Source organism: Nostoc sp., assembly GCF_036917235.1.
Taxonomy (GTDB): domain Bacteria; phylum Cyanobacteriota; class Cyanobacteriia; order Cyanobacteriales; family Nostocaceae; genus Nostoc.
The window spans coordinates 25,929-52,509 of record NZ_JBALDU010000004.1; the positions used below are offsets into that span (position 1 = coordinate 25,929).

General features: G+C 42.2%; 30 protein-coding genes. 12 read left to right on the plus strand and 18 right to left on the minus strand.

What is annotated here, in order from left to right; translation table 11 throughout:
* Positions 1-142 precede the first annotated feature (142 nt).
* The 8 genes from V7K44_RS01180 to V7K44_RS01215 all read right to left on the minus strand — a co-directional run bounded on the left by V7K44_RS01180 (position 143) and on the right by V7K44_RS01215 (position 7,006).
* Positions 143-547 (minus strand): response regulator, encoded by a 405-nt coding sequence (locus tag V7K44_RS01180; protein WP_334927843.1) that lies wholly within the window; start codon positions 545-547, stop codon positions 143-145.
* A gap of 647 nt (positions 548-1,194) precedes the next feature.
* Positions 1,195-2,817 carry a glutamine-hydrolyzing GMP synthase gene (gene guaA / locus V7K44_RS01185; RefSeq protein ID WP_334927845.1) on the minus strand — a complete coding sequence of 541 codons (1,623 nt, stop codon included), beginning with the start codon at positions 2,815-2,817 and terminating at the stop codon, positions 1,195-1,197.
* A gap of 228 nt (positions 2,818-3,045) precedes the next feature.
* Positions 3,046-4,161 (minus strand): cobalt-precorrin-5B (C(1))-methyltransferase CbiD, encoded by a 1,116-nt coding sequence (gene cbiD / locus V7K44_RS01190; protein WP_334927847.1) that lies wholly within the window; start codon positions 4,159-4,161, stop codon positions 3,046-3,048.
* Between the two features lie 15 nt (positions 4,162-4,176).
* A complete protein-coding gene (locus tag V7K44_RS01195; protein ID WP_334927849.1) occupies positions 4,177-4,578 on the minus strand; it encodes a hypothetical protein in 402 nt (133 codons plus the stop codon).
* 220 nt (positions 4,579-4,798) lie between these two features.
* Positions 4,799-5,257 (minus strand): hypothetical protein, encoded by a 459-nt coding sequence (locus V7K44_RS01200; protein ID WP_334927851.1) that lies wholly within the window; start codon positions 5,255-5,257, stop codon positions 4,799-4,801.
* A 94-nt stretch (positions 5,258-5,351) separates the two neighbouring features.
* Positions 5,352-5,648, minus strand: coding sequence for a DUF7734 family protein (locus V7K44_RS01205; protein ID WP_334927853.1), 297 nt, complete (start codon positions 5,646-5,648; stop codon positions 5,352-5,354).
* Between the two features lie 34 nt (positions 5,649-5,682).
* The gene (locus V7K44_RS01210) at positions 5,683-6,279 is read right to left on the minus strand and encodes a DUF3177 family protein (protein WP_334927855.1); all 597 of its coding nucleotides are present in this window, start codon (positions 6,277-6,279) and stop codon (positions 5,683-5,685) included.
* A gap of 481 nt (positions 6,280-6,760) precedes the next feature.
* Positions 6,761-7,006, minus strand: coding sequence for a Calvin cycle protein CP12 (locus V7K44_RS01215; protein WP_292849294.1), 246 nt, complete (start codon positions 7,004-7,006; stop codon positions 6,761-6,763).
* 374 nt (positions 7,007-7,380) lie between these two features.
* On the opposite strand from V7K44_RS01215, the gene V7K44_RS01220 reads away from it, so the two are divergent.
* Positions 7,381-8,613: an FIST signal transduction protein gene (locus tag V7K44_RS01220; protein ID WP_334927858.1), complete on the plus strand. Its 1,233-nt coding sequence runs from the start codon at positions 7,381-7,383 to the stop codon at positions 8,611-8,613.
* Positions 8,614-8,652: 39 nt separating this feature from the next.
* Here V7K44_RS01220 and V7K44_RS01225 read toward each other — a convergent pair whose 3' ends face one another.
* A complete protein-coding gene (locus tag V7K44_RS01225; RefSeq protein WP_334927860.1) occupies positions 8,653-9,780 on the minus strand; it encodes a metallophosphoesterase family protein in 1,128 nt (375 codons plus the stop codon).
* 404 nt (positions 9,781-10,184) lie between these two features.
* On the opposite strand from V7K44_RS01225, the gene V7K44_RS01230 reads away from it, so the two are divergent.
* Together V7K44_RS01230 and V7K44_RS01235 are read left to right on the plus strand one after the other, a co-directional pair.
* Positions 10,185-11,057 (plus strand): S-methyl-5'-thioadenosine phosphorylase, encoded by an 873-nt coding sequence (locus V7K44_RS01230; RefSeq protein ID WP_334927862.1) that lies wholly within the window; start codon positions 10,185-10,187, stop codon positions 11,055-11,057.
* Positions 11,058-11,192: 135 nt separating this feature from the next.
* Positions 11,193-11,408 (plus strand): DUF4351 domain-containing protein, encoded by a 216-nt coding sequence (locus V7K44_RS01235; protein WP_334927864.1) that lies wholly within the window; start codon positions 11,193-11,195, stop codon positions 11,406-11,408.
* Positions 11,409-11,593: 185 nt separating this feature from the next.
* On the opposite strand, the gene V7K44_RS01240 is transcribed toward V7K44_RS01235, so the two are convergent.
* A complete protein-coding gene (locus tag V7K44_RS01240; protein WP_334927865.1) occupies positions 11,594-12,193 on the minus strand; it encodes a hypothetical protein in 600 nt (199 codons plus the stop codon).
* A 335-nt stretch (positions 12,194-12,528) separates the two neighbouring features.
* Between V7K44_RS01240 and V7K44_RS01245 the strand changes: the two genes are divergently transcribed.
* The gene (locus tag V7K44_RS01245; protein ID WP_334927867.1) at positions 12,529-13,449 is read left to right on the plus strand and encodes a lysylphosphatidylglycerol synthase domain-containing protein; all 921 of its coding nucleotides are present in this window, start codon (positions 12,529-12,531) and stop codon (positions 13,447-13,449) included.
* Positions 13,450-13,461: 12 nt separating this feature from the next.
* On the opposite strand, the gene V7K44_RS01250 is transcribed toward V7K44_RS01245, so the two are convergent.
* Positions 13,462-14,784 carry a hypothetical protein gene (locus V7K44_RS01250; RefSeq protein ID WP_334927869.1) on the minus strand — a complete coding sequence of 441 codons (1,323 nt, stop codon included), beginning with the start codon at positions 14,782-14,784 and terminating at the stop codon, positions 13,462-13,464.
* 1,115 nt (positions 14,785-15,899) lie between these two features.
* On the opposite strand from V7K44_RS01250, the gene ndhL reads away from it, so the two are divergent.
* The 4 genes from ndhL (at position 15,900) to V7K44_RS01270 (ending at position 18,276) form a co-directional block, all read left to right on the plus strand.
* The gene (ndhL, locus tag V7K44_RS01255; RefSeq protein WP_334927871.1) at positions 15,900-16,112 is read left to right on the plus strand and encodes an NAD(P)H-quinone oxidoreductase subunit L; all 213 of its coding nucleotides are present in this window, start codon (positions 15,900-15,902) and stop codon (positions 16,110-16,112) included.
* A gap of 24 nt (positions 16,113-16,136) precedes the next feature.
* Positions 16,137-16,448 carry a DUF3007 family protein gene (locus V7K44_RS01260; protein WP_334927873.1) on the plus strand — a complete coding sequence of 104 codons (312 nt, stop codon included), beginning with the start codon at positions 16,137-16,139 and terminating at the stop codon, positions 16,446-16,448.
* 95 nt (positions 16,449-16,543) lie between these two features.
* Entirely contained in the window at positions 16,544-17,371 is an 828-nt protein-coding gene (gene trpA, locus V7K44_RS01265) for a tryptophan synthase subunit alpha (RefSeq protein ID WP_334927875.1), read from the plus strand.
* Between the two features lie 236 nt (positions 17,372-17,607).
* Entirely contained in the window at positions 17,608-18,276 is a 669-nt protein-coding gene (locus V7K44_RS01270; RefSeq protein WP_334927877.1) for a heterocyst differentiation related protein, read from the plus strand.
* Positions 18,277-18,445: 169 nt separating this feature from the next.
* Here the strand turns inward: V7K44_RS01270 and V7K44_RS01275 are convergent, their stop codons facing one another.
* Positions 18,446-20,374, minus strand: coding sequence for a serine/threonine protein kinase (locus tag V7K44_RS01275; protein WP_334927879.1), 1,929 nt, complete (start codon positions 20,372-20,374; stop codon positions 18,446-18,448).
* Between the two features lie 163 nt (positions 20,375-20,537).
* Between V7K44_RS01275 and V7K44_RS01280 the strand changes: the two genes are divergently transcribed.
* Positions 20,538-21,026, plus strand: coding sequence for a hypothetical protein (locus V7K44_RS01280; protein WP_334927881.1), 489 nt, complete (start codon positions 20,538-20,540; stop codon positions 21,024-21,026).
* Between the two features lie 172 nt (positions 21,027-21,198).
* Here V7K44_RS01280 and V7K44_RS01285 read toward each other — a convergent pair whose 3' ends face one another.
* On the minus strand, positions 21,199-21,459 hold the full coding sequence (locus tag V7K44_RS01285; protein WP_334927883.1) for a hypothetical protein: 261 nt from the start codon (positions 21,457-21,459) through the stop codon (positions 21,199-21,201).
* 136 nt (positions 21,460-21,595) lie between these two features.
* Here V7K44_RS01285 and V7K44_RS01290 point away from each other — a divergent pair, with 136 nt between their 5' ends.
* Positions 21,596-22,036: a helix-turn-helix domain-containing protein gene (locus tag V7K44_RS01290; protein WP_334927885.1), complete on the plus strand. Its 441-nt coding sequence runs from the start codon at positions 21,596-21,598 to the stop codon at positions 22,034-22,036.
* 180 nt (positions 22,037-22,216) lie between these two features.
* Positions 22,217-22,432: a Txe/YoeB family addiction module toxin gene (locus tag V7K44_RS01295; RefSeq protein ID WP_334927887.1), complete on the plus strand. Its 216-nt coding sequence runs from the start codon at positions 22,217-22,219 to the stop codon at positions 22,430-22,432.
* A gap of 78 nt (positions 22,433-22,510) precedes the next feature.
* On the opposite strand, the gene V7K44_RS01300 is transcribed toward V7K44_RS01295, so the two are convergent.
* Positions 22,511-22,732 carry a type II toxin-antitoxin system HicA family toxin gene (locus V7K44_RS01300; RefSeq protein ID WP_334927889.1) on the minus strand — a complete coding sequence of 74 codons (222 nt, stop codon included), beginning with the start codon at positions 22,730-22,732 and terminating at the stop codon, positions 22,511-22,513.
* Positions 22,722-22,928, minus strand: coding sequence for a type II toxin-antitoxin system HicB family antitoxin (locus V7K44_RS01305; protein ID WP_292771677.1), 207 nt, complete (start codon positions 22,926-22,928; stop codon positions 22,722-22,724). Before V7K44_RS01305 ends, V7K44_RS01300 begins: the two co-directional genes overlap by 11 nt.
* A 136-nt stretch (positions 22,929-23,064) precedes the next feature.
* Here V7K44_RS01305 and ygfZ point away from each other — a divergent pair, with 136 nt between their 5' ends.
* Complete coding sequence (gene ygfZ / locus V7K44_RS01310; RefSeq protein ID WP_334927892.1) at positions 23,065-24,060, plus strand: CAF17-like 4Fe-4S cluster assembly/insertion protein YgfZ; 996 nt, start codon at positions 23,065-23,067, stop codon at positions 24,058-24,060.
* Between the two features lie 5 nt (positions 24,061-24,065).
* On the opposite strand, the gene V7K44_RS01315 is transcribed toward ygfZ, so the two are convergent.
* From V7K44_RS01315 to V7K44_RS01325, 3 genes are all read right to left on the minus strand, one after another.
* Positions 24,066-24,992, minus strand: coding sequence for a DUF5331 domain-containing protein (locus V7K44_RS01315; RefSeq protein WP_334927894.1), 927 nt, complete (start codon positions 24,990-24,992; stop codon positions 24,066-24,068).
* Positions 24,993-25,040: 48 nt separating this feature from the next.
* Positions 25,041-25,379, minus strand: coding sequence for a (2Fe-2S) ferredoxin domain-containing protein (locus V7K44_RS01320; protein WP_334927943.1), 339 nt, complete (start codon positions 25,377-25,379; stop codon positions 25,041-25,043).
* A gap of 226 nt (positions 25,380-25,605) precedes the next feature.
* Positions 25,606-26,580 (minus strand): cysteine synthase A, encoded by a 975-nt coding sequence (locus V7K44_RS01325; RefSeq protein ID WP_334927896.1) that lies wholly within the window; start codon positions 26,578-26,580, stop codon positions 25,606-25,608.
* Between the last annotated feature and the right edge of the window lies 1 nt (position 26,581).

The following is a 26,581-nucleotide window of genomic DNA, read 5'->3' on the forward strand; positions in this document are numbered from 1 at the left end:
CTAAGTATATTGTGTTGTTGCCAACATTTTTTTCCAACCCAATACCTTACCAAAAGTCGTGTTCTGTAACCTTGATTTCTTCATTTAAAAATATACTCAAGAAAATAACAAATAATGACTGCCAAATAACTGTATCTTGGTATTAACTCTTATAAGAAGCAACCAATTCTGAGACGATCGCAACTAGTTCTCCGGGATCGACTGGTTTAGGTACATGAGTCTGAAAACCCGCTTCCAAAGCACGGCTACGATACTCGATATCGCCATAAGCAGTTAAAGCGATCGCGGGAAGTTTTCCATAAAGATCGGGTTTCAATGCTCGGATCTTGCGGATGAGGGTGTAGCCATCTTCATCAGGCATCGCAATATCACAAATCAAGATATCTGGTTGCAACTCAGGTAATACTTTCAATGCTACCGCTGCCGATGCGACTGCCATAATGGTGGCTCCATCAGCTTCCAACACAGTAGTAATGTAAAAGCGGCTATCATCATCATCATCAACTACGAGGATGTTTAAGCCAGCAAGGGGAAGAGCAGGTTCCATAACATCTCCATTAATGTTGATCGAATGAAATGTATTTCTAATTTTGATGTGCTTGTTTTTTTTCTATCACCATACCATTCGTAATTTTACTGCGATCGCGCCGATTTTCCTAGAAAATAACTCAATTTGTCTTGCCATCATCTAATTGATGGTTAATTATTCACTGGCATTTATAATTATCGACTGGATAAAATTATGTTAGTGTTTGAATTTATTTATATTTAAAAATTAACTTTAACAATTAGTTTAAGTTCAAGAATAATTTTACTAACTACTGACTGCTTTATTACGAACAGGTTTGAATTTTGATGGAGCTTGAAAAAAGTCAAAAAAATAGACAATACCGAGTCTTAAAACGAGTCAGGTCGGCATTGTCATTTTTAAATTAATACAGTTCAGATAAGCACAAAACCCAAATGTAGAGAGCGATTTATCGCGTCTTGAAAGACCAATTATCTACACCCATAACCCTTAACTAAAGCTCATTGAAACGGAGCCGAAGACGCTCCAGATCCAGTCAGGAATTAGGAGTCAGAAGTAATATACTTGCCTATTAACTTGCAAACTGCTGTATACAAATCTAAACTCCTGGAAGCAATCTGAACCATAGCAAAAAGTAATGAGCTTTAAGTCCAATTAAAACTTGATTACTCCCATTCGATGGTTCCAGGTGGCTTAGAGGTGATGTCATAAACGACTCGATTCACCCCTTTTACCTCATTCACAATTCGAGTAGAAATCACTTCCAGGACATCATAAGGCACTCTCGCCCAATCAGCAGTCATGCCATCTTCACTGGTGACAATCCGCAAAACAATGGGGTAAGCGTAAGTACGTTGATCTCCCATAACGCCAACACTACGAATTGGCAGCAATACAGCAAATGCTTGCCAGAAATCATGATACATACCGCGTTGGTTAATTTCTTGCCGTACAATCAAATCGGCATCGCGCAAAATATTTAACCGCTCAGATGTAACTTCCCCCAGAATCCTAATTGCTAAACCAGGTCCAGGAAAAGGTTGCCGTTGAACAATTTCTTCTGGTAAACCAATGGAACGTCCAAGTTTGCGGACTTCATCTTTAAATAGTTTCCGCAGTGGTTCGACCAATTTAAATCTTAGGTCTTTGGGCAAACCGCCAACATTGTGATGACTCTTAATTTTCACCGCTACCCGCTCACCACTTTGGGGATCAACGTTGGTGTCAGCAGATTCGATGACATCTGGATAAAGAGTTCCTTGAGCTAGATAGTCAAAGTGACCGAGGCGCTTGGATGTTTCCTCAAATACACTGATAAATTCGTGTCCGATGCGGCGGCGTTTTTCTTCAGGATCGGTGATCCCAGCAACTCTAGCTAAAAAGCGATCGCGGGCATTAACATATTCAACAGGAATGTGAAACTGTTCTTGAAACAGCTTTACCAATCGCTCTGGCTCATACTTTCGCATAAAGCCTTGATCGATAAACACGCAAGTCAGTTGCTCGCCAATTGCTTTATACAGCAAGAAAGCCAGGGTAGAAGAATCCACTCCCCCAGACAGCGCCAACAGCACCCGTTTTTCACCAACTCTGGCCCGAATTTCTCGAATTGCTTCTTCGACAAAAGCTGCTGTTGTCCAAGTGGGTTCGCAATCGCAGATATGGTAGACAAAATTACGGATTAATGCTATACCACCAACAGAATGCACCACCTCTGGATGGAACTGAACGCCGTAAAGTTTCCTTTCGTGGTCGGCGATCGCAGCACAGGGAGTATTTTCTGTATGTGCCAGCAATTCAAACCCCGATGGCATTTGAGTCACTGAGTCTCCATGACTCATCCACATGGTAGTGCCATCTTCGACATTAGTAAGCAAATCTGTGGGATCGTCAATATATAATGAGGCTTTGCCGTATTCACCTCGATCGGCCTTTGCCACTTCCCCGCCGAGTTGGTTTACCATCAGCTGCATCCCATAGCAAACACCCAAAATGGGTATTCCCAAATTCCAGATTTCTGGGTCACAATGGGGAGAGTTATCACCATAAACTGAACTTGGGCCACCTGAGAGGATGATTCCCTTGGGATTGAGTTGGCGCAAATGTTCAGAAGTAGTGCGATAGGATAAAACTTCGGAGTATACTTGAGTCTCGCGGATGCGACGGGCAATCAACTCAGAATATTGAGAGCCAAAATCCAGAATTACAATTAATTGGCGATCGAGCCGCCCAAAAGTTTCTAATGTTTGGGGCGCTTGTTCTGTTGGTAGAGTCACCGCTGTATTCATGACGGAAGTGTTATATCTGTTAAGGATAAATAGATGCTTTGTGGTCTATGGTGATGCTATTATTCAACCTGGATAGGCTGATAACGGTATAGAAAGCCTTGACAAAAGCTAGTTTACGTGCATTTGTCAAACCCGGGAGTTGGAGATGGTATTAAAACGATAAATCTACCCTAGAGTGGTTACTTAAAGGATTATTTTTTTGGATTGTTTACGATTATTCATAATAAATTAACATAATTTTCCCATCAGCAGACCAGCAGTTTTACTCTTCACGATAATTTTGCGATCGCGATCAAAGAGAATAGAGCCACAGACTGTTACTTTTGTGCCGCTTTCGCTATGACTTTGGATGTATTCTTGGGCACGAACATCGATAGTTTGGGCGATCGCACTGTAAACTTTATTTACCCAATCACTGCCGGTTGCAGCATCTAGAGATTTTAGGTACGTTAGTGCTGCTTCAGCAGTTGCACTGTTAAATACAGCTTGGATATCTGGTGATTTTAAACCTGCGATCGCACAGTGGGCTGCTAAAATTTCCCGCCGTCCATCAGCCAAGTAGTGATGGGTGTGAAAAATCCCCCCAGCCAGTTTCATCAGCTTACCGTGATAGCCAAATAATAAGATTTCTTTGACACCCAGCACATCAGCTTCTACTAACATTGGGCCGAGCCAGTTAGCAGTTTTGACTAATTGATCGGGATTAATCCCTAGTTTACGCGCCAAATCTAGGCCATTCTCCCCAATGCAGAATACTAAACTCTCAAAACGACTGGCTTTATTTTGTAATTCCGCCCGAAAAACGGCAAGCTGATCTGGTGTACTTAAGGGTTGAGAAATACCGGTTGTACCTAAAAGCGAAAGTCCTTCAACCACACCAAAGGCAGAATTGGAAGTCCGAACAGCAAGCGATCGCCCTTCAGGTAAAATAATCGTCACCGTGATTTTTTCCCCAGGTGCTAGTATCCGTTGCAAGTTTTCTTTTAGGAGCCTTTGAGCATAAGCATAAATTGCTGGCTTGTCATCAGCATTCGCCTGTTTGCCAATTCCTTCCCCGCCTTTAATAATTACTGCATCTTCACCCTGTTCTCGCCATTCTACCAATGCCCAAATCGGTGTATCTTTGGTCAAATCGAGATTATCACCAGGATCGCTGCGAGCGATCGCTAAAGCTGTATTCTCAGATAGTCCTGCTACCTGTTCAATGGGGATTTCGGCGATTTGAGCGGGTTCAATCAAATCTACTGATGCTAAAGTTAGAGGTTTGCGATCGTGTAACCAGTGTAAAGCTGCAACAGCAGCAGCGCAGGCAAAGACGGGAAGTGTGTATCCAGAACGGGACATTTTATATCACTGAACCTAGCATTTTTTCCCCAATTGTGGTTTGATATTAGCCTTGGTAATAACGTCAATACAATCATTGTCTGTAACAATAAAGTAATGAACCACATCCCTAGTTTCCAACATTCCGCAAGATTCATCTACTAACTCCTCTACAATATCTGAGTTGGACACCACATATACTGTTTCCTCCATTGGTAGAGGCAAGTGCTGGAGTTGCTTGAGCCTGCGTCCTTCGTCTATAACCCGATACACTTCTGTATATGTGAACTTCACTGTGATAGTTTGATTTGGATCGTAAAAAATGAGGTCTATTTCCAGACCATCGTCACTATCTTTAAGCAATTGCACATCACGACGTTTTTTTGGGAAAGCTCCTATCTGGCAAGGTATGTAAGACTGATGTTGAGTTCTATCCACTTTGCTGAAACCTCACATAAACCCACCCTGTTGGATTGAAAATTATGATGTCTAAATAATTCTTCAAAATTGTTCGCGCAGCGTCTCGTAGAGAAGCAAGCTACAGATAGTAATTTAGACCCATCTGTAGCTTGCTTCAGGGGAATACCTAAATCAGCAGCAGTGAGCCTTGAATGGACAACCAACGGACTGCAACTGTGATTGGTTATGTAGTCGCTTACTAAAAACTAGGATAGTTCCGATCGCCTTTCAACATCGATTCTAGCTCCTCAACAGTTGCAATAATTGCCTTTATATCTCCATCTGAAGCCAACTCTTTAATCTCTTTGAGACGTTCCAACACTCCTGCTTTCCCATCTGGCAGCAATGCATTAAACTGATACCAATTGTAGAGGTGATAGAGCAGGTGATACGTAACAGCGATATCTAGTTGATGACTAGGTTCACGTAGAAATAACTCTAAATCAACTAACCAGTCTATTGCTGCTTCAATTCCATCAACGTAAGTGTGAAAAACAGCAGTTTTCAGCATTTCCTCTGGTGCATTGGGATAAGCTTGACGGAATGCCTGTTTTGCCTGGCTGTTCAAGTTGCTACGTTGTAGTAAGGTTCGTATAATTTCCCAACGTTGTTCTCGATTGAATTGTTTTGGCGTGTTCGCATCGTGTGACTGTTGCATCTAAGCCCATCCAATAAAGCTAACAGTGTAACCAGCCTGTCTTAACTGCGATCGCCATACTGCTCTATGTTTGGAATTACGAATTACAAATTAGTTAGATTCCCACTTCTGATAATAAAGCTTCCATAGCTTCCCAAGAAAGTCCTTGTTGAATATAACGGGGTGCTTCAGGATTGTAAGGACTCGCTACTCGGTCAATGTTGAGGATGTTTGCCTCATCTGGTAGGACTGGTACATCTGCATCAAATGCCGTTGGGCGCATCAAAGAACTGGAAAAGCCTTTGAAAATAGCAATTGTATCTTCCTCATCGGCAATTTCCACTATTACAATCAAGACTTCTTTGGGGCGTTTAGCGGTGTATTGTTCTAGTCGCTTACCAATGGAATTCATTTTTTTTCAGTAGGCGTATGTGACGTAGCGACAGTTACTGTGGTGTAGCTGAACGTCCTTGCTTGCCCAGCTTAATCAGAACAAAATAGCTTAAGTAAACCACATAAATGACTAAACTAGTTATACCAAGAAAACCTAAGAACTCAGCCTTGCTGTTAGCATGAAAATATTCTTTGAATAGTAACGGAGCCTCGAACCAGACGCGACAATAGGGAGTCTTCAGTACACTTCCAGAAAAAGCACAACCCAAAAAAGGGATAAATGCTAGTGCGCCCAAAAAGCAATAAACAGTTGTCGCCCAGCGCCAAGAGGTAAAAATAAATTTCAAAGCTCCACTGGTTTGATACTCAATTTCATCGTTGATATCCACCCAGAACCACAGCGAAATCGGGATCAAAATCTGAGCTATCAACCCAGAAATAAAGCTAACTGGATACTGGGCAATCATTAAGTAAATCGTGATTGCTACCAAGCTTGATACTCGCCAGTATATAGCCAATAAGCGTTGTATACCTTCTGCTTTTTGTACAAATGCCCAAATCAGAAGAATTAGCGGAATAATTACCAGGAATAATACTGCCAGTCGGTAATCAATCCAGACGAAAGGTCGAAACGAAATATTATAGTCCATATTTTTTCTCAAACAATAGATAAAAAAGAAGTCAGGAGTCTGAATAAATCTATTGGTATAAAATACCACTACCTGATTGTAGACTGCTAAATAAGGGAGGGATATTAAACCCCTTTATTCAGGAGTCAGTTAGACTCCAGTTCATCCTGAATTCTTCTTGATAATAGTTTATTGAACCTCGTATGACTAGAAGTCACGAGTATTACAAAAAATTTATAGGGGCGTACATCTGTACGCCCCTAGTGCCAATTAATTGGTTGTTTAATTTATGAAAATCGCAACTTATCCCTTTGGAAGAAGCCTATTGATGTCAAATAAGGAATTTATTTTTTGTTTTCACGACTAAAATCGCTAGTTTTAAATAAAACGCTTGGGAGTGGAGGACATTGGTGAGTTTCCACGTCCTCCACTCTCGGCGTCTTCTTTAGTCAATGCTGGTTATTTGCCCATCAAACAACAGAAAATCCAGTTGCCTGAATTTCTAGTCGTCGTAAACCCGGCATTCAATTGCATCTGGGTTGTCATCACAATACTGTTCTAGAGAGTTTTTTGGCTTGCTTTGGCGCTTGTGGGAAGCTTCGGCTTGCAATTCTTCTACTGCATCCCAAGCAGCAGCACACTCTGGTGAGTTGCTACCGCTAATATCACAGACAGTACGCGCTTGTTCCACTTCTTCTTGGATTTTCTCTTGGATGTCGCCTTTTGCTGTTTCTTGGATGTTGGTCATTGCTTTAATCTCGTTGTGTGTTGTTAATACTAGTATAGAAAATGTTCAGAAATGGCAGTTTTTCGCTTGATTACTAACCATTCTAACTATTTAGCAGATGGTAAGTTAGTGTTTTAGCCCATTGATTTATAACCAATACAGCAAGCTACCGCATCTATAATGCATTTACCTTTATTTTTTAAGATTTTATGGAATTAGTAGCATAGATAAATAATCATACAATATATTTAGATGCCTATATTAGGGAATGACAACCCCAGCTTCTTGGGATCGAGGAGACAAAGGGCTGGCATCAATTCTTGTAAAGATGCAATTCTTCCCAAAATAAAAAGTCAAAATCTACTAGCCTAAAAAGAGAAAGAAGCTCAAAACTCATGGCAGACCAAATGCAGTGGGCAAATGCCCTATCAACCCGTCATTCTCTGGAAGCCGCTGTTACAGATGTAGTGGAACGAGCTGTTTCATCGTTAACAGCACCTGCGGATCTAGGACTGGTATTCATTTCGTCTGCTTTTGCGAGTGAGTATTCCCGACTGTTACCCTTGTTAGCTGAAAAACTTTCTGTGCCTGTGTTAATTGGCTGTAGTGGTGGTGGTGTAATTGGGACAACAGTTAGCGGAGAAACCCAAGAATTGGAAGCTGAACCAGCTATTAGCTTGACTTTAGCACACCTTCCAGGAGTGAAGATTCAAGTTTTTCATGTTGTTGCTGAAGAATTACCTGACTTAGACAGTTCACCAGATACTTGGCTTGATTTGATCGGTGTGCCACCATCACCGACACCGCAGTTTATTTTGCTGTCTAGTTCTTTCGCCTCTGGAATCAACAATTTGTTGCAGGGGCTGGATTTTGCTTATCCAGGATCGACGATCGTGGGGGGACAGGCTAGTGGTGGAGGTATGGGTGGTCGTGTTGCCCTTTTTTGTAATGATACTAACGGTGAAGAACAGCAAAACTTGTATCGGGAGGGCACTGTTGGTATAGCTTTGACTGGCAATATTGTTTTAGAAACGATTGTCGCCCAAGGATGCCGACCAATTGGCCAGCCATTACAAGTTACAAAAGCCGATCGCAACATCATTCTAGAGTTAGATGAGAAAGTGCCTCTGGTAGTATTGCGAGATTTGATTGCTAGTCTCAGCGAACAAGAAAGGATTTTAGCACAGCATTCTTTGTTTGTTGGTGTGGCAATGGATGAATTCAAGCTGGCTTTGCAGCAAGGAGACTTTTTAATTCGTGGTATTCTTGGGGTCGATCCAAATGCTGGGGCGATCGCAATTGGCGATCGCGTCCGTCCTGGTCAAAGGCTGCAATTCCACCTCCGCGATGCCCAAGCCTCTGCTGAAGACCTCGAATTACTCCTCCAAAGTTATCAACATCAACGAGAATCTGAACCCTCGGCTGTAGCTGCTTTAATGTTTTCCTGTCTAGGGCGAGGTGAAGGACTCTATGGAAAACCCAACTTTGATTCTGAACTATTTCAGCGCTACCTTAACGATATTCCTGTAGGTGGCTTTTTCTGTGGCGGTGAAATCGGCCCTGTAGGTGGCAGAACCTTCTTACACGCCTATACTTCAGCATTTGGAATTTGTCGCCAAAATCAGTAATGAGTGCTGAGTGTTGAGTATTGAATCACCTTCTAACTCCTAACTCTTATTCAGCAACAGGGTGCTGTTATTATCAATCATTGTTAAATTTCCAGCAGTGGCGATCGCTGAGTTAGACTGTGATGCACTATATGTTTGAATGTAGCGCCGCACTTCTGGGGGAAAATGAGGATAATCTAACACTGCATCCCCATCAGCAATGGTTGCCCAGAAGTCGCGCAAACCAGGAGCTAATTTTTTTGCCTGTGATAACGGTAAGTTTAATGGAGACTGAGTTAGTAGCTTGATTAGGAAAGGGAAAGAGCGATCGCCCATCCACTGCCGTGATAACTGTTGCAAGTCAGGGAACTCAGGCACTGACTCTACGCGATGGGATAAAATTTGCAACGATTCTTTACCTTGGTTATCCCGATGAAACTCTAGCACTCGGTAAGGGTGAGGATAGCTCACTAAAGAGCCAGTGGTAATATCATATACTCCATCTGAGTAAGCAATATCCTGAACGTGCAAATGCCCGGTAAATACTAGCTTGACTCCGTAGCGCCTCAGCAGCTGCAATAGTTCTGCTGAATTGGACAACATATAACGATTTGCTAGTGGATGGTTCGATTGATTGGGCAAATGCTCCACCACATTATGATGCACCATCACCAAAACTAATTCATCACCAGATGCCGCCAGCACCTCTTCTAGCCACCGTAGCTGTTTGGCATCCAAAGATCCTACCTGCTCTCCCTGGTCATTAAAGGAGTTAGAATTCAGTCCAATCAGCTTAACTCCAGGCAGCAACTGACGAATGTAGTACATTTGCTGGGGGTCGTCATAGCCAAACTTCGTGTAATAGTAGGGAAAATCTGCAAAAGCAATCGATTGCCGATCGGCCAACAGCACAGGAACGTCATGATTGCCAGGGACAACATAGACGGGAAAAGGTAGCTGGGCTAAACATTGTTGCAACCAAGCGTGGTTCTCTGGTTCGCCGTGCTGAGTTAAATCTCCTGGCAACAACAAGAAATCTAAATCGAGTTGTGTTAAATGTTCTAGGACACTTTTAAATGCTGAGATACTTACTTCTACCAGATGAAACCGGCTCGGATGATCCCAGATTGTGTGAGGAAGTGCTAGGTGTAAGTCGCTGACTACCGCAAAGCGAAAATTGAGAGTCATTGATTTATGAAAATGTTAAAAGCAAAGGTTAAAATAAGCCTTTTCCCAAAAGTATAACGCTTGCTTTGTTTCCCTGCGTAGGAGTGCGTCTAGTTAACATTTGTATACATAAAGCATCGACTATACACTATGCTGACAATTGACTTAAGAGTTAATCATAAGCATTTAATCTCCAAAAATTATCAGAAATTTGATTGCTAAAAATTATTAATTAATACTCGAATAAGTGGGCGATCGCTGCTATCTATATTTATACCTGAATAAATAATGAATGGGTAATAATTCAATAGTGTTAGCGGCATGAAATGCGATCGCATATCTCATCCTAGATATCACTTTGTTTTCTGCTACTCCCCTTTTCGATAAAATAACTGAGTAGATCGGCAAGGAACAGGTTCAGAATCATGGCTCAAGCTAGTATTGGGATTATAGGTGGTAGCGGTCTTTACAAAATGGATGCCCTCAAAGATGTTGAAGAGGTGCGAATTGAGACTCCTTTTGGTTCACCATCTGATGCTTTGATTCTGGGGACTTTGGATGGTACACGAGTAGCTTTTTTGGCACGTCATGGCCGCAATCACACGCTGTTACCTTCTGAGTTACCGTTTCGCGCTAATATCTATGCGATGAAGCAATTGGGTGTAAAGTATTTAATTTCAGCTAGTGCTGTGGGTTCCTTGAAGGAAGAGGCGAAACCACTGGATATGGTAGTGCCAGATCAGTTTATTGACAGAACGAAAAATCGGATTTCAACATTTTTCGGTGAGGGAATTGTTGCTCACATTGCCTTTGGCGATCCGATTTGTAAGAACTTGGCTGCTGTATTGGCAGATGCGATCGCATCTCTCAATTTACCAGAAGTTAATCTCCATCGCGGCGGTACTTATGTGTGCATGGAAGGGCCAGCTTTTTCCACTAAGGCTGAATCAAATCTTTACCGCAGTTGGGGTGCAACAATCATTGGGATGACGAATTTACCAGAGGCGAAGTTGGCAAGGGAAGCGGAAATTGCTTATGCAACCTTAGCACTGGTGACAGATTATGATTGTTGGCATCCAGACCATGATAGTGTGACGGTAGAATTGGTGATTGGCAATTTGCTGCGGAATGCTGTGAATGCTCAAAAGGTGATTCAAGAAACTGTGCGGCGCTTGAGTGAAAATCCGCCAACCAGTGAGGCGCATTCGGCGTTGCAGTATGCGATTTTGACTCAATTGGATAAAGCACCAGCAGCGACGAAGGAAAAGTTAGGGTTATTGTTGCAGAAGTATTTGTAGACTTAAGATTACAGCAAAAGCGATCGCTTTGTTTTAAGTTTGGGCGATCGCTCATTACTAAAATCTCTTCGCGTCAGAGCCTCAACGCTAGTATTAAATAAGGAACTGATTAAAAGATTATTACGGAGTGATGCTATGCGCGAGTCTGTAATTTATCAGGATATCCAGCAGGAAAAAGCTTTATCGATTATTATACGACAACTTCGCCGTAAGCTCGGAACTGTTCCACCTGCACAGCTATTGAAAATTCAAGCTTTAGACTCAACACAGTTGGATGATTTAGCAGAGGCTTTACTTGATTTTTCGGGTTTAACCGATTTAGAAGCTTGGTTAGCGCAAACTCAAGGTTAGTAATGCAAGAGCGATCGCACTTTCTTAGACTAGAGCAATAGCGATCGCTCCCTTAAGTGAACCGTATTGAATTAAACTCCATCTCAAACGCAAACAAAGCCTGCGTAGACAGGCTTTGTTTGGTAACGCCAGACTATAAGTCTGTGGACGCTTTGATATTTTTGCAAAAGATTGAAAGACTAATTTCAATCAACGTTTCTGACTGCTCCCTTCACTGCATCGCCTGCATCTTCAGCTGTACGCTTAACGTTTTTACCAGCATCGTCAGCCCCACGCTTCACATTTTTTGTCACGTCTTCGGTAGCATTCTGGGTATTACCCTTGATATTTTCAATTCCTCGCTGAGTCCCCTTTACAAGACCTTCGCGCAATTCATCAGCGGAACTGCCGATATCTTCACCCAGGTTTTTTACTCTTTCACCAAGAGGTGTCCCTTGCTGAAAATTCCGGCCATATTGCTCTCGACTGTCAACTCCCTTCCGATCAATATTCTTTTGAGCATTTTTCACTAACGCCTCAGCTCTGTCATTAGCTGCCTTTTCATCTATCGCTCTAGGATCTACATCACTGAAGTTATTCATCCCACCAGCAGGAGAATTCAGAGGATAATCTTTAGTGGAATCAGATCGCTCGACATTAGGTGCTTGATAACCGGGCTGTGGTGGCTGTGACGCTACTCCTGGAGCACCACAAGCCTGAGTCAAAAATAGGAATATCCCTGCTAAAAGAACAGTTAAAACTTTCAAAGGACGAATATTTTTCAGCCAAGTCGTTGCTTTTTTCATAGTTTTCACTCCTTGCATTTTTGTGACTAGTTAAACTTCAACCAAGATAGCATTTGGAATTACTTGTGTATCCCAAGCATTCAGAAAGAATAATAACTTTATTTAATGATATTAATAATTAAATAAGTTTTACCTCTAGCGCAAGTCACATTTTAATTAGCACAAAAGGAATAATTTTATCTAACTCTAGAGAGATATAAACTAAAATAATATGATTGTTGTCAAAAGAGCTACATCAACCTGTTTGATACTTCCAAAGCTTTGGATATATAGCTGATGTTCCATAATATTTGAGTATTTAGCCTTTGTTGCTCTACCATTAAATGACTAAATTCATGAAGCAATTTTTACGCTGGATAATTTTGGGAGGGACGCTGTTTTTTTTAGGAAAAGCTCTGAAGGATAATTGGATTGGGGTGACAGCTATCCGCATTGATGGGGTAGGATGGGCAATTATGGCGATCGCTACAGGGGTAACTTTACTAGCTCATACTTGGGCGGGCTGGATCTGGACTTGGATTCTCCAAGAGTTAAATCAACCTGTATCATCTCCCCAATTCATCCAGGTTTACCTAAAAACAAACATCGCGAAATATTTACCAGGTAATATCTGGCATCACTACGGACGAATTGTCGCCGCCAAAAATGCCAATATTCCTACAGGTGCAGCTACCTTAAGCGTTTTACTAGAACCCCTACTCATGCTAGCGGCTGCTTTAATCATCATTGTCCTATGCAGTAGCCAGTTTGCAGCAGCGAATACCACCCTTGTTATACAAATACTACAATTCCTGAGTTTAGCTGTAGTCCTTGGTACGATTCATCCCTGGTTTTTGAACCCAGTTATTCGCTTTTTATACAAATTAAAAGCAAAAAAGTCTGCTGCTACTACTCAACCAACTGTTTCCTTCAGTCTTAAAAGCTACCCTTTACGCCCTTTGTTAGGAGAAGTGGGCTTTATGGGACTACGCGCCACTGGGTTTATATTAACTATGTTCGCCTTGGGTTCGTTGAATGCGAATCAAATTCCTTTGTTGTTAGGGGCTTTTAGTTGCGCTTGGTTGTTGGGATTCGTTATACCGGGTGCCCCTGGGGGATTAGGTGTGTTTGAAGCGACTGCGTATGAGCTTTTACGACACCACTTTCCAGCTGCCTTAGTATTTAGTGCGATCGCTCTATATCGCCTCATTAGTATTTTAGCTGAAACTGCGGGTGCTGCTCTGGCTTGGTTAGACGAACGTCTTGCGAAATCATGAATCAAATAAAACTCATTTTTGTCTATCTACCTTCATCTGTGAAAACACACGATAACCATCCAGATTTAATTGCTGATTACTGCTTTGTTCCTCTTCTTCCATCTTAATCAAGTTATATTCTACATTTTCTGCATAAATGGCAAACGTGATATTAAAAATCTCGATAAAATTTATTACCCCTTTGCATTCCTCTTCGGAATAGTTTTCGTAAAAACGAATCAAATGAGCAATCCGAGTTTCTAAGTGTCTCCGGGAATTTCTCGAAATCAAAATAATCTTTAATAAGATAATTACCAAGGTTAGAGCATGACCTTGGTTAATTAATAATAGAAATAAGTCTGAAGGCTCTTTAGCATTTTCTGTTGTAAAGTAATCAATCACCCGATTACAGGTTCTCAAGAAAAATTCTTTAGTGATAATTTCTTGATTATAATCCGTCTTCCATAAGGATAAACTATGTGCAAACTGCTGCCGCCAAGTCTCGACTGATGTTTGGTTTTCTACAGAAAAAAATAGATATTTTTCTATGTTTATTTTAAATTCTTTCAGAGTTTGATTTTCAGTTTGCTTAATAAATATATGGGCAATATTATCATGACTAAATACGCCTCTTTTTAAGACAATTGCTTTTATTAAGCGCAGAGCTTGGTCTCCTAAAATACTAGGATTTTTATAGCGTGTTGTGCTTGAGACGGCAGATTGAGAACGAGCAATATACATTGCAAGTTCAAACTTAAATTTCTCTTTTATCTGTTTAGAAAGCCTCCTAGCAGCCTCTTGTTGTTCTTTAGGGTTCTTATTATTAACAGATTGATCGATCAATAAATAGGAAGTGTAGCGATTAGCCCAATGACCTTTAGATGATTCTTCATATTTAGTAGCAAATAATTTCAGTTCCTTGTAATCTTTACTCTTGACAAAATTCTCTAACCAAATTTTACAAGTTTTTACTACTGGAGGATTATCGTCCTTAATTTTCAGATTTTCCTTAACAAATAAATTAACTAAATCTTGGATATATTTGTCTTTTCGATTACTTTTCCAATTATTAACTATGATGTAACAGCACCGCTTCAGTGTATTATATAGTTCCTGTTCATGCTCATATAGAAAAACACTATATATTCCAGGTATATAATCAGAATATTCGGAATCAAGACCGTCTATAAATAAACCTTTGAATTCACGTAAAACATCCTCTGGTGGCAATTTCTTGACAATTTCCACAAAGAAGCTATAAACCTCCTCTTGGGCAGTTTGCACATCTAGTTGACTAGAGTTAGACGTAGCACAATGGGGATTTTCCTGAGTAATTGATAAACGATTAGGGGTCATTTCAGTTATCAGGACAAAAAGGCTTCCTGTTCATATTATTACCAGCTTAACCTTGGTGAACAGTAGCATCAATCCATTCGTCAGAGATTCAGTAATCTTTTTACACAAATTTGATGAACTAAGACTATAAATAAAGTATTAAAGACAAATTGTTTAATACTTCATCAAATAGTTCAGTGAAATTACTTACTTATAACCAGAAAAGACCATAAATAAACAACTATATGGGCGAGTTAATCTATAATTTAGATTTAACCCGCCCATAACTTCTATCGAAGCCTTTCGGTATTAAATTTTTAGTGGGGGTGGAGGGACTTGAACCCACACGACCTTTTACGGTCAACGGATTTTCATTCTCCCGCAGTTTTCACTGCTACCTGATGACAATAGCCAACTCGGATTTTGAGAATTGGACTCTCCCTTTACCCTCGACTTAACGTTAGGGTAGCTCCCGTCGGGTCTCTGCACCTTCCCTCAATTTTGGATTTTAGATTTTGAATCTTGGATTAAAGACTAATCGTAAATCTAAAATCACAAATCTAAAATTTCTGGGCTTGGCTCAGGATTGCCATGTCTGTCACCAGATTTAGGTTTCCCTGAGTTTGAGAGCTTCCACTTGAGGGATTTCTCCTTCAAGGCTCAATTATTTAAGTCCGTAGCGTCTACCATTCCGCCACACCCCCGCAGGTGTTTAGCAACTAGTATAACTAGTTATTTTTTAGAGGTAGCAAATACCTCCTTATCTATTCCACCATTAATTGTGTCTTTTGTCCAACTAGATTGAAAATATTTTTTCCAGATTTTGCGATCGCTTCATAGATTTGGAAGTCTTCTTAGTTTTCTCGTAATAATCTGGATGAGTTTTCGATCTTGTCTGACTAGAGCATTTGTTTGCTAGTGGATTCACATAATAGCATGATATTAGCTTTTGTCATAAAATCCGTTGAATCGCCCATTGTAAAAGTACTCCAGCCAGCCAAAGCTGCGATTTCGCCTCCCTATTAGCGGTTTAGAGGAATTTTGGCGCAGTTATGTTAAAAGCATTATGACTATACTTCTCTCTTGTCTGTCTCTTCAGCCTATGATGGAAAACAGATGCTTAAGACTTGAAAGTTATGATTGTCGCCCTGCTATATCTGGTTTTGGCTGGAGCTTACCTTCTAGTAATCCCCATTGCTGTTTTGCTGTACCTGAAGCAGCGTTGGTATGTATGTAGCTCCATTGAGCGTGTCTTTATGTACTTTTTGGTGTTTTTCTTCTTTCCGGGTCTGTTGGTTCTATCGCCGTTTGTAAATTTCCGACCCCAACGGCGACAAGTTCAAGTTTAACGACATTGGTAGGTCATAACTCTCATGCGACGGATTGACGCGATTGGAATTGGCTTGGGTGTTTTTATTGCCGGCGGCTTGGCATACTTAGGATTGCAGCTAGTTGGTTTGGATAATCAGAAAGCTGGTATATGGAGCCAAGTCTTGCTAGTCAGTGCCTTACTTGGCTGGCTGTCCACCTATTTTTTCCGTGCGGTGGGACAAAAAATGACCTACCACCAACAGCGGGAACAGTATGAGCAAGACTTTCTGCAAAAGCGGCTAGACGAGCTTACTCCCGAAGAACTAGCACGAATTCAAGCCGAAATAGAGCAAGAAGAGCAATCTCAGGTGTAGAGTTATCATTGGTCAGTTGTCTCATTTGTCCTTTGTAACTTGCCTAAAGGTAATGACCACTGACCAATGACCACTGACTATTGACACTTGACTAAATGAGTGCGATTTCTGATTGCTTTAAAACCCTTGGGCACAATCGTGAGTGCGCTCTGATTCCGTTTATCACTGCTGGCGATCCAGATTTAGAAACCACAGCAAAAGCCTTGCAGGTTCTAGATCGTAGTGGAGCCGACATTATAGAAGTGGGTATACCCTACTCCGATCCTCTGGCTGATGGGCCAGTTATTCAAGCTGCTGCTACTCGCGCCTTGCAAAAGGGTACGAAGTTGGAGCAGGTGCTAGAAATGCTGCAAGGTATTACTCCCAAATTGCGATCGCCGATTATTCTGTTAATCTATTACAACTCAATTTTGCACCGGGGAATTGAAAAATTTCTTCAGCAAATTGCCGCGGCTGGGGTCGCAGGATTGGTAATACCTGATTTGCCCTTAGAGGAAGCAGCAGGATTGCTCCAAGCAGCTAGTGAGATGGGAATTGACGTAATCTTGTTGGTTGCTCCCACCAGTTCTGCTGAACGGATCGAAGCGATCGCTCGTTCATCCCTTGGATTTATTTATTTAGTCAGCGTCACTGGGGTTACAGGGGTGCGATCGCAACTGGAAAACCGGGTGTCGGATTTACTCAAACAAATTCGTAGTGTTACTGATAAACCCATCGCAGTCGGCTTTGGCATATCTGAAGCTGAACAAGCCCGTCAGGTAATGGAATGGGGTGCAGATGGTGCGATCGTGGGTAGCGCTGTTGTCAAACGGTTAGCAGAAGGCACACCAGAGCAGGGACTTTCGGCGATCGCCCAATTTTGCCAAAGTCTCAAGGCAGCCATCAAGATGACCAACACCAGCACAAATACTTTTCTTGATTAGATGGAGAAAGTAGATTAAAAAACTATAACAGTGTAGTTTTTCTATCCTTCCTTGGTAGACAATTTGACCATTATGGTCTTGAATATTAACATCAGATATGATCGTGTAAAAAAACTAGCTGATAGAGTCGCTTATAGTTTGAGTATTATGTGAAATTAAGTAGGCATAATTTATGAGTGTGAGAGTGAGTCAGTCACAAATGATTATAGTTACGTCGCAATCGAGGAGCAAAGGCGATGAGTGAGAGTATGGCGTTTATTGGTGGGGTTGCCGTAGCTGGGCTGGCGGCTCTCGTCTTGCTCAAAGGAACGAATACCCCTCTACAACCTAACTTTGCTGTTGCTCCGCAAATGCCAGGTGTAGTAGCGCCCCCAGGAATGCAGCCACAAATGTATCCTTACGGGCCTTATGGTCAACCAATGTATCCCAATCAGGTTCAGCCACCGACTGGTACCAGTACTGACCAGCGCCTAGAGATGGAGAAGTTGAACACGCAGATGCAGATGGAGCGTTTAAAAAACGACAATGAACAGCTAAAGTTGCAAAATCAACAACTCCAGGGTCAAGTCCAAAATTTCAATACTCAGCAGCAGTGGCAATTAGCCCAGCAGAATAACCAACCAAAAACAGCAGCAACATTCCAGCCGCAAAATGCTTGGTGGTCTTCACCCGTTCTTTGGGCTGTGGGAGGCGCAACTCTCACTATTGGTGGTGGTGTTGTTGTAGCTGGGGTATTGGCTTTGTTCTCACCACGGCAGCGTCCAGCCCGTACTGTACAAGTCATTCACCCTTACCAAGGCAATACGCCGCCCTTGGTTCCAGTCCGTCGTGCTGAGTTTCTACCTGCTTCGCGGATGGAAGCAAGACGAGTTGAAGCCCAAGAATACGACGAAATGCACGGATAGGGAAAATAAAACCACAGATAAATACCTATTTAAAATCTCGTTTCCAGGTATAATTTGGGAACGAGATTTATTGGGACAATACTGCGAATCCGGGCGGTGGCAGCCCTCCTTTAGTCATTCCCAGTCAGAAGAAGCTGGAAACGAGGAGAACTGTGTTTACTGATAACTGTTAAAGGTCAGTTTTAGGAGTTTGTGTAGTATTGGGACTCTCTGTGGTTTCAGGTTGCTTAGTATCGGGAAGTTTCTGTTGGGTATTTTTCTGATTACCTTGATTTTCTAGCTGAGTTAGTGCCTGTTTTGCCAGATTTTCGGCTGCTTGTTTAAATAATGGTTCTATTCTATTTCGCCAGTATTTAGTATTAGGCAATTTTTCTGGATGGTTTCTATAATCTAAAACTTGATCCCATTTTCCATCATCTATTGCTTTATTAATCTCATTAGATAACGCCTCCGCCTTTGCCCAATCTTCCTGCCATTGGGCAATCATTTTGCCTGTTTCTTGGATACCAGAAGCAGCATTTGCTGGAACCGATCTTAAAAGTGCGATCGCTCCAATTATATCCCCTGAATCATACTTCTTTTTCGCTTGTTCTACAATATTGGCACTGTTATCATTAGGTTGCGATCGCTCTGATTTCCCAGCATCGTCAGTTGACCCCTTCGCCTTTTCTGGTAGTGGACTTACTACATCCTTAGATTTTGGTTTTGCCTTGGGAATTGTTCGAGTTGCAATCAAGCTACTATCATCTACAATCCTAGTTGCAATACCTTTGTCACGTAGGCAAGAAGCCCATTCATCTTTATTGTCTATCACAGCCGGGTGTGCCCAAGCCAAACGACCTGATTTAAGCTTAACTTCTATCCAACCGGCTTTTGTCTGTTTGCCAGTCACTTCGAAATTAGTGTTATTTGCAACAGTTTGCAAAATATTATTAGAATTTATCGAACTAGGTTCAGAACGGATATTAGAATTTCCGACAACAACAGCCGAGCATTTATTTGCTAAGGCGGTATCCTTACCTGTAACATTTAAAGCTAAATTTTTCACATTTGGATATACATTTGCTACCAAGGCAGCTGCACCACCCGCCAGTAATATGCCAATTAATATCGGCCAGGGGTCGGATTTACTAGAGTCTTTACGCACAGGTTTGGCAGGGACAGGATTTGCTGGTGCAACTGCAATAGTTTGCAGCCGAGATACTTGAGGCTGGGATTTGGCTGCTTGGTAACTGGAATTGTTGGCGACTTCTTGAGGTGCGGAAAGTGCAGGTACTGGATTAATCGCGTCTTTACATGCTTGTAGTGCTTCCGTAGCGTTTTGGTAGCGGTCTTTGAAGTGATAACGCACCATCTTGGACAACACTGCCGCCAGTCGATGGTTCACGGTTACTGAATGCCGCCAGATAATTTCCCCCGTTTCTGGGTCTTCTTGCAATTCTGTTGGCTGTAATCCTGTTAATGCTTGAATGGCAATAATGCCAAGGGAATAGATATCGCTGTTGGGACGAGGTTTACCTTGCCCTTGTTCTGTGGGCATATAGCCAGGAGTGCCAATAACCACTGTGGCAGAGGCTTGTCCGCCCACTGTTACCAGTTGTGTACGCAGTTGTTTCACTGCCCCAAAATCAACTAAAACTAACTTATTATCTGAGGCGCGACGGATGATATTATCCGGTTTGATATCGCGGTGAATCACGCCTTGGCGATGGACAAATTCCAGAATCTCCAGAACTTCCTGCAACAGTTGAACTACTTGGCTTTCACTCCAGCGCTTACCAGGTATAAGTTCCTCAGCTAAGGTATGTCCTTCAATATATTCTTGTACTAAATAAAATTCTTGGTTTTCGTCAAAATACGCTAGCAACCTGGGTATTTGGTCATGGTTGCCCAATTTTTCTAAAGTTTCGGCTTCGCTGCTGAACAGACGTTTAGCAGTATCAAAAACTCTGGGGTCAGTTCCGGGCTTAAGGTGCTTGACAACGCAGATGGGATTGCCGGGCCGCCTTGTATCTTGGGCAATGTAGGTTTGACCAAATCCTCCCATCGCGAGGACTCGAATTACTTGGTAACGATGGTCTAGTAGCTTGCCTATCATATTCCCTCCCCAGAGTTATTACCTAATTTTCCAGCTGGTAATAAATATCTCCAAATTTTCTTCAATGAAATCCGCTATCTTGAGAAAAGATTTAGATTAAAAACGCAGCTTTTTAATAAACGCAGACTATTTATTTTTCTTTTAGTGCCCCTGTTTATTACCAATGCCACCTAAAATAACAAATCCAGTTGCATGGCAGCAGGCTGAAATCCTCATGCAACCTGCTTTCATTCGCGTTATCGATAATATCCGCAAGCAGCTTGATGAATCTTCCTGGACAGGAACTTACCATGATGTCCTGATTTGGCCGCCTAGCACCACTGATGAAATCAAAGCATTAGTGACTGAACTGTTGCAAGCAATGGAAACTGCAACACCCCAAGAAGCAGATGAAATCAGAGGAACTCTGGCTCGTCTGCCGATGCCCCATCCAGGATATCATCTACGTTTGCAGCGTCAACAGCAAGAAGCGAGTATCGATTTGTGGGAACTGTGTTATGAAGTGTGTTTTTTTGAATACACACCACAGAAGGAAGTTGCTGATATTGATACTAGTTTAATCGATGAATTCGGTGAAGTGGATTGGCTGCGTTTAGATGCTAAGTCAAAAGAGTTAGTTGAGCAGGCGTTTGCTAAATTGCCAGAGAGTTGAAGCCCTGAAAATAGAATACACGAACAAAGCCCACTTGCGTGGGCTTATTGAGTAAGGCGATCGCTCTTTCCTCAAGCTGCAAAATCTTCACTCATACGGTTGTAGTCAATTGAGTTGTTAGATTCTGACTGTGTTTTCAATTTGGCGATAAATTCTTCCATCCCTGGTATTTCTAATTGATCGAATGTGATTTGATTACAGCGCTTCCGGCTATTATGCAATATAGTTTTATTCTCGCCCCTCTCCTATCATCGCTTTCAGCTTTTAGGACGTACCTCATAGCTGCCGGAAGTGCTGTATCTGGATTCTTAGTCGAAATATCTGTAATAGTTTGTAGAGTCATCTTGGTTGTTTCTAAGACAGTTTTATTTTGGATAAGAAATTGCTCCATTCCTGGTATTTCTAATTGAACAAATCTAGAATCATTTTTCATACGTTCACTCAAACGCTTCTGTGTATATCATGCTCATTACGCAGATACGCAAAGCAATGGACACCCATAAAGCAAATCTGAATACGCGCAATACGCAAAGTACGCAGATTAAAGAAAATGCGGTATTCTGAAAAGTATGAATAGTCCACAGTTTAATGAAGCTCTAGAAATGCTCAAGAAAGCACCTTGTAAGGTAGAGGTGTTGAAATTGTTGCTGGCTGGATACACTAATGATGAGATTGCTCAGTCTAGAGGACGTGCGGAAGGAACTGTACGCAAGCAAATCTCAAATGTATATAAGGATTTTGGTATTAAAAGCGAATTTCCAGGCGATCATGCTTTAAGAGACAAGTTAAAGGCTCTATTTCTCAAGCTCAAAAAAGTTGCAGCTAATCGAGATATGACACTTGAAGCATTACTCAAGTTTTACATTGGGCAGAGTTTGCGGCAAGATTTAGCTAAATTCTTTTCTGAGCGAGTACTGGAATCAACCGCTGAAGTTCTAGCAAGGCACATCGAATCAAAAGAGGAAATTTTAACTATCATTCAAGAAATTCAAGCTGAAGCAACTCTTTAGTTACCTGCCAGCAAAGAGTAATAGATAAATTAAGGAACAAAAATGTCTAATAAAACAAACTACACGAAGCTTGCAATAATTTTTAAAAAATTTACGAAGAGGCAATTAACACTCGTGAACCTGTAGTTGTTAATCGTGAAGGTGCAGAAAGTGTATCTGTCATACCTACTTCGGAACTTAATGGCATCATGGAGACAGCATATTTATTCCGTCTTATCTTTAGTTGAAGAGATTAGGCGGAATCCCTTTGAAGGAAGAGGCAACCCTGAAAGATTGAGATACTATGATGCAAATATATGGTCGCGCCGAATCACTCAAACTGACCGGATTGTTTACGTAGTAAGTGATGACCGAGTTGAGTTTATTCAGGCGCGATACCATTATGGCAATCGCTAATTTCAATGGAATCTTGAAAAAGAAGTAGGCGCAGCCCAACCTAGGCATCGCCTCGCCCCTTTCACCACTACGCCGCCCTTACAAAACCTCAAACTCTTCTACACTTATCCCAGCTTGTCGTAAAATACTCCCCAGCGTACCAATAGTAATTTCTCGATGACGAGGCGCGATCGCAGTACGGGTTCCTTCTTCGGTAGATTTGGCAAACTTTACGTGACTACCCTTTTGGCTAACTTCCTCAAAGCCTGCTGCCTCTAATCTACGCTTAACCTCACGATAAGGTAATGGTTTAAGCGGCACCTATTTCTACCTGAAGTGTCTTAATTTGAGGAATAATAGTAGCTACTGGTGGTTCAAAATGCAGTGACAAAGCTTCCTCAAGATTAGCCAATGTCTCAGTTTCAGTCTGACCCTGGCTCGCAATATCAATCTCCAAGCACTGTGCCACAAACCAGTTACCTTCCTGCCATACACTTGCAGTAAAAGTTCGTTTCATAAGTTTTTGTTGTTCGGCACTTTCTGTTGATTTGATTATACGCTAGAAAAAAACAGGAGGTGCATTGAAGCGGCAAAGGCTTATTTGCTAAGATTTCCAGTGCGACAACATTGAAACAGGGCAACTTCTCATCACCATGCCAACATCTACACTTGACGATAAAGACGCAGCAGCTATCGAAGCTGCCAGAGTTGGGGTTGCAATATGCGATCGCACCGCCTGGGGACGCATCAAAGTAGCTGGCGACGATCGCCTCAATTTCTTACACAACCAAAGTACTAACAATTTCCAAATACTCAAGCCAGGACAAGGTTGTGATACGGTTTTTGTCACTTCTACAGCCAGAACAATTGATTTAGTAACCGCATACGTTAGAGAAGATGCGGTAATCCTGCTAGTTTCACCCAACCGCCGTCAATATCTGATGGAATGGCTGGATAAATATATTTTCTATGCAGATAAGGTGGAATTATCTGATATTACCCGATATACCAACACCTTCAGCCTCATTGGTCCAGGAAGCGATGCTGTTTTACAAAAGTTGGGTATTGGCGAACTCATTGGACAACCTTACGGTAATCACCAAGTATACACGATCGCTCCGGCTGAGGGCGTGCGAATTGCTGTGGGTAGCGGGTTAGCTGCGCCTGGATACACCTTTACTTTGCCCTATACTGACAAAGCAACGGTGTGGAACAAACTGTTAGAGGCTGGGGCGGTAGAAATGAGCGATCGCGCCTGGGATGCCTTGCGAATCTTACAAGGCCGCCCCGCCCCAGATGCGGAACTCACAGATGATTACAATCCTCTGGAAGTTGGCTTGTGGCAAACAATTTCTTTTACTAAAGGTTGCTATATTGGGCAAGAAACTATTGCTCGGTTAAATACATATAAAGGTGTAAAACAACACCTCTTAGGAATTCGTTTCAGTGCCCCTGTGGAAGTTGGAAGTGCGATCGCAGTTGGAGATGAAAAGGTCGGTAAACTGACTAGTTACACAGAAACGGCTGATGGTTACTTTGGACTAGGTTACATTCGCACCAAAGCTGGTGGCGTCGGCTTAAAAGTCCAAGTGGGAGAAACTGAGGGTGAAGTCATAGAAATTCCGTTTGTTTCTCACGAGTACCCATAAGTAATTCAAGTCAAAATGTCTTCTTTATTCCTAGCGCCGTAACAAAATTCATCTACCCAAGAAGCTATACTACGGGCATTTGTGGTTGGTAAATCCACTTTGCTCTTAACCTCTTGTGGTTGAATATTCGGATCTTTGCCGTTGCTATTAACCTCAGTAGTAAGTGCTAGCGATCGCACTGGTTTGCCGTTACTATAAATCTCAGTGGTAATTGCCAACGATGCATCCACAGGGATTCGGCTAGATGGCGCGTTGCTCTTAACTTCGGTAGCTAACGCCACAGATGGCATAGTTTTGGCTTTGCTGTTGACCTCACTGGTCATTGTCGCCGATGCTCCTGAAGGTAACTGACCAGAGTGCCAGCGTACTAGTTGATATTCCCTTAGCAAACCGGAGGATGGCGTTTTTACCGGAGTATCTGGAGCAATTTTAGTTGCTGCTACTACCAACTCAGGTTCGCGTGTGCGACTTACCTCAGTAGTAGCTGTAAATGATCGGACAACTCGATCGGCGCGTGGCAAGTTGGAATCTAGAGTATTGGCAAGAGAATGAGAGGCAATCTTGCTAGCAGTTACAGCCGATGATAAATGTTTATCCTCAAAATGCTTCTCATCTGGCGACTCGCTTTCAGCTTGGCTTATAGCCATAGAATGCTCTGATTTGATTAAACGTAACTCTTCATCAGGATTGAAGTTAAGACCTAAAGCGGCGACTATTTTATCTGGATCGTTATTCAGATCCATCATAAAAGCAAGTATTTCATCAAACTGGGGTTCTAAAACAGACAGTGTTGCCAAAATAAAACCGGACAAAGGACGGCGTAGACCATCGTAAGTGGCCCAAATTCGCATTTTGACCAGCCAGGAAGTATTTTGCTTGTAGTAAATAAGCCACTTTTGTTTTAAGGATTGACGCAGCTGCTGGATATTCATTGGATGCCTCACTTCAGTCAACAAGATTGCAGACCTTGATATTTTTAATTAGCTTGATTTCTGGGGATGAAACCGATAATAGAGCATCTGCTTGACTCTTTGACCAGCTAGCAAATGATTTTCTATCAGTAGAGATACTTCCTCAGGGTGAACGCTGCTATACCAAACCATATCGGGTAATATCAGCACCATCGGCCCATTGCCACATTGTCCTAAACAGCTGCTAGCCGTTACAGTTACACCAGGGATTGGCAAAGCTGTAAAAGCTGCTAAAACCTTTGCTGAACCTTGCTTTTTACAAGTACGATTTTGACAAACTCGCACACATTTAGGAGCAGAATCTCGATCTATTTTTGGGAAGTCTGATGGTTGAGTGGTGTTGGTCATTTGTCCTTTCTCATTTGTCATTTGTCATTTGTCAAAAGTCGGAAGCTAATGACCAATACAACTCTTGGAGAGGCTGCACTTCTCTACGAGACGCTGCGCGTAGCTTGCTTCCCCGGAGGGGTACGACTACGCTCAGGGACCACACCAACGACAAGCGGTAGTTGAGCGCAGTCGAAACTCAGTACAAGTGACCAATGACCAATGACCAATGACCAATGACTAATGACTAATCTATTGAAAGTCCTTTTGAGGCTAGCCATTCCGGGTTGAATATCCGCGACTGATACCGGGAACCACTATCACACAAGATGGTAACAATGGTATGTCCTGGCCCCAATTGCTTCGCCAAAGCAACAGCTGCCCCAACATTAATACCCGTTGAGCCGCCCATTAACAAACCATCTTTCCGCAGCAGTTGGTAAACTACTTGCAAAGCTTCCTGGTCATCGATTTGGATGGCATCATCAGCAGGTGCGCCTTCCATATTGGCTGTGACACGAGCGTTACCAATGCCTTCAGTGATGGAATTTCCTTCTATCTTGATTTCGCCAGTTTTGACATAACTATAAAGTCCACTACCCAGCGGATCGGCTACAACACATTTAATTGCTGGATTTTGCTCTTTTAAGTACAATGCTACACCAGCATAAGTACCACCAGTACCAGTTGCAGTTGTCCATACATCTATTTTACCATCTGTCTGCGTCCAAATTTCCGGCCCTGTGGTTTCGTAGTGGGCGAGGCGGTTGGCTAAATTATCAAACTGATTTGCCCAAATGGCATTTTCCAACTCAGCAGCTACTCTACCAGATAGCTTGACGTAGTTGTTCGGGTCTTTGTAGGGTACGGCGGGGATGGGACGAACTTCTGCTCCTAGTGCTATCAGTGCATCTATCTTTTCTTGTGACTGGGTATCGGGAATAATAATTAGACATTTGTAGCCTTTGGCGTTGCAAATATGTGCTAGTCCAATGCCAGTATTACCAGCGGTTCCTTCTACAACCGTGCCACCAGGTTTAAGCAGACCTTTCTTTTCCGCATCTTCGATGATGTAAAGTGCGGCGCGGTCTTTGACAGAACCCCCAGGATTGAGAAATTCTGCTTTCGCAAGGATTTCACACCCTGTTTCTTCGCTAAAACTGTTTAAACGAATTAAAGGGGTATTGCCAACAGCGCCAACGAAGCCATTCTTTATATCCATT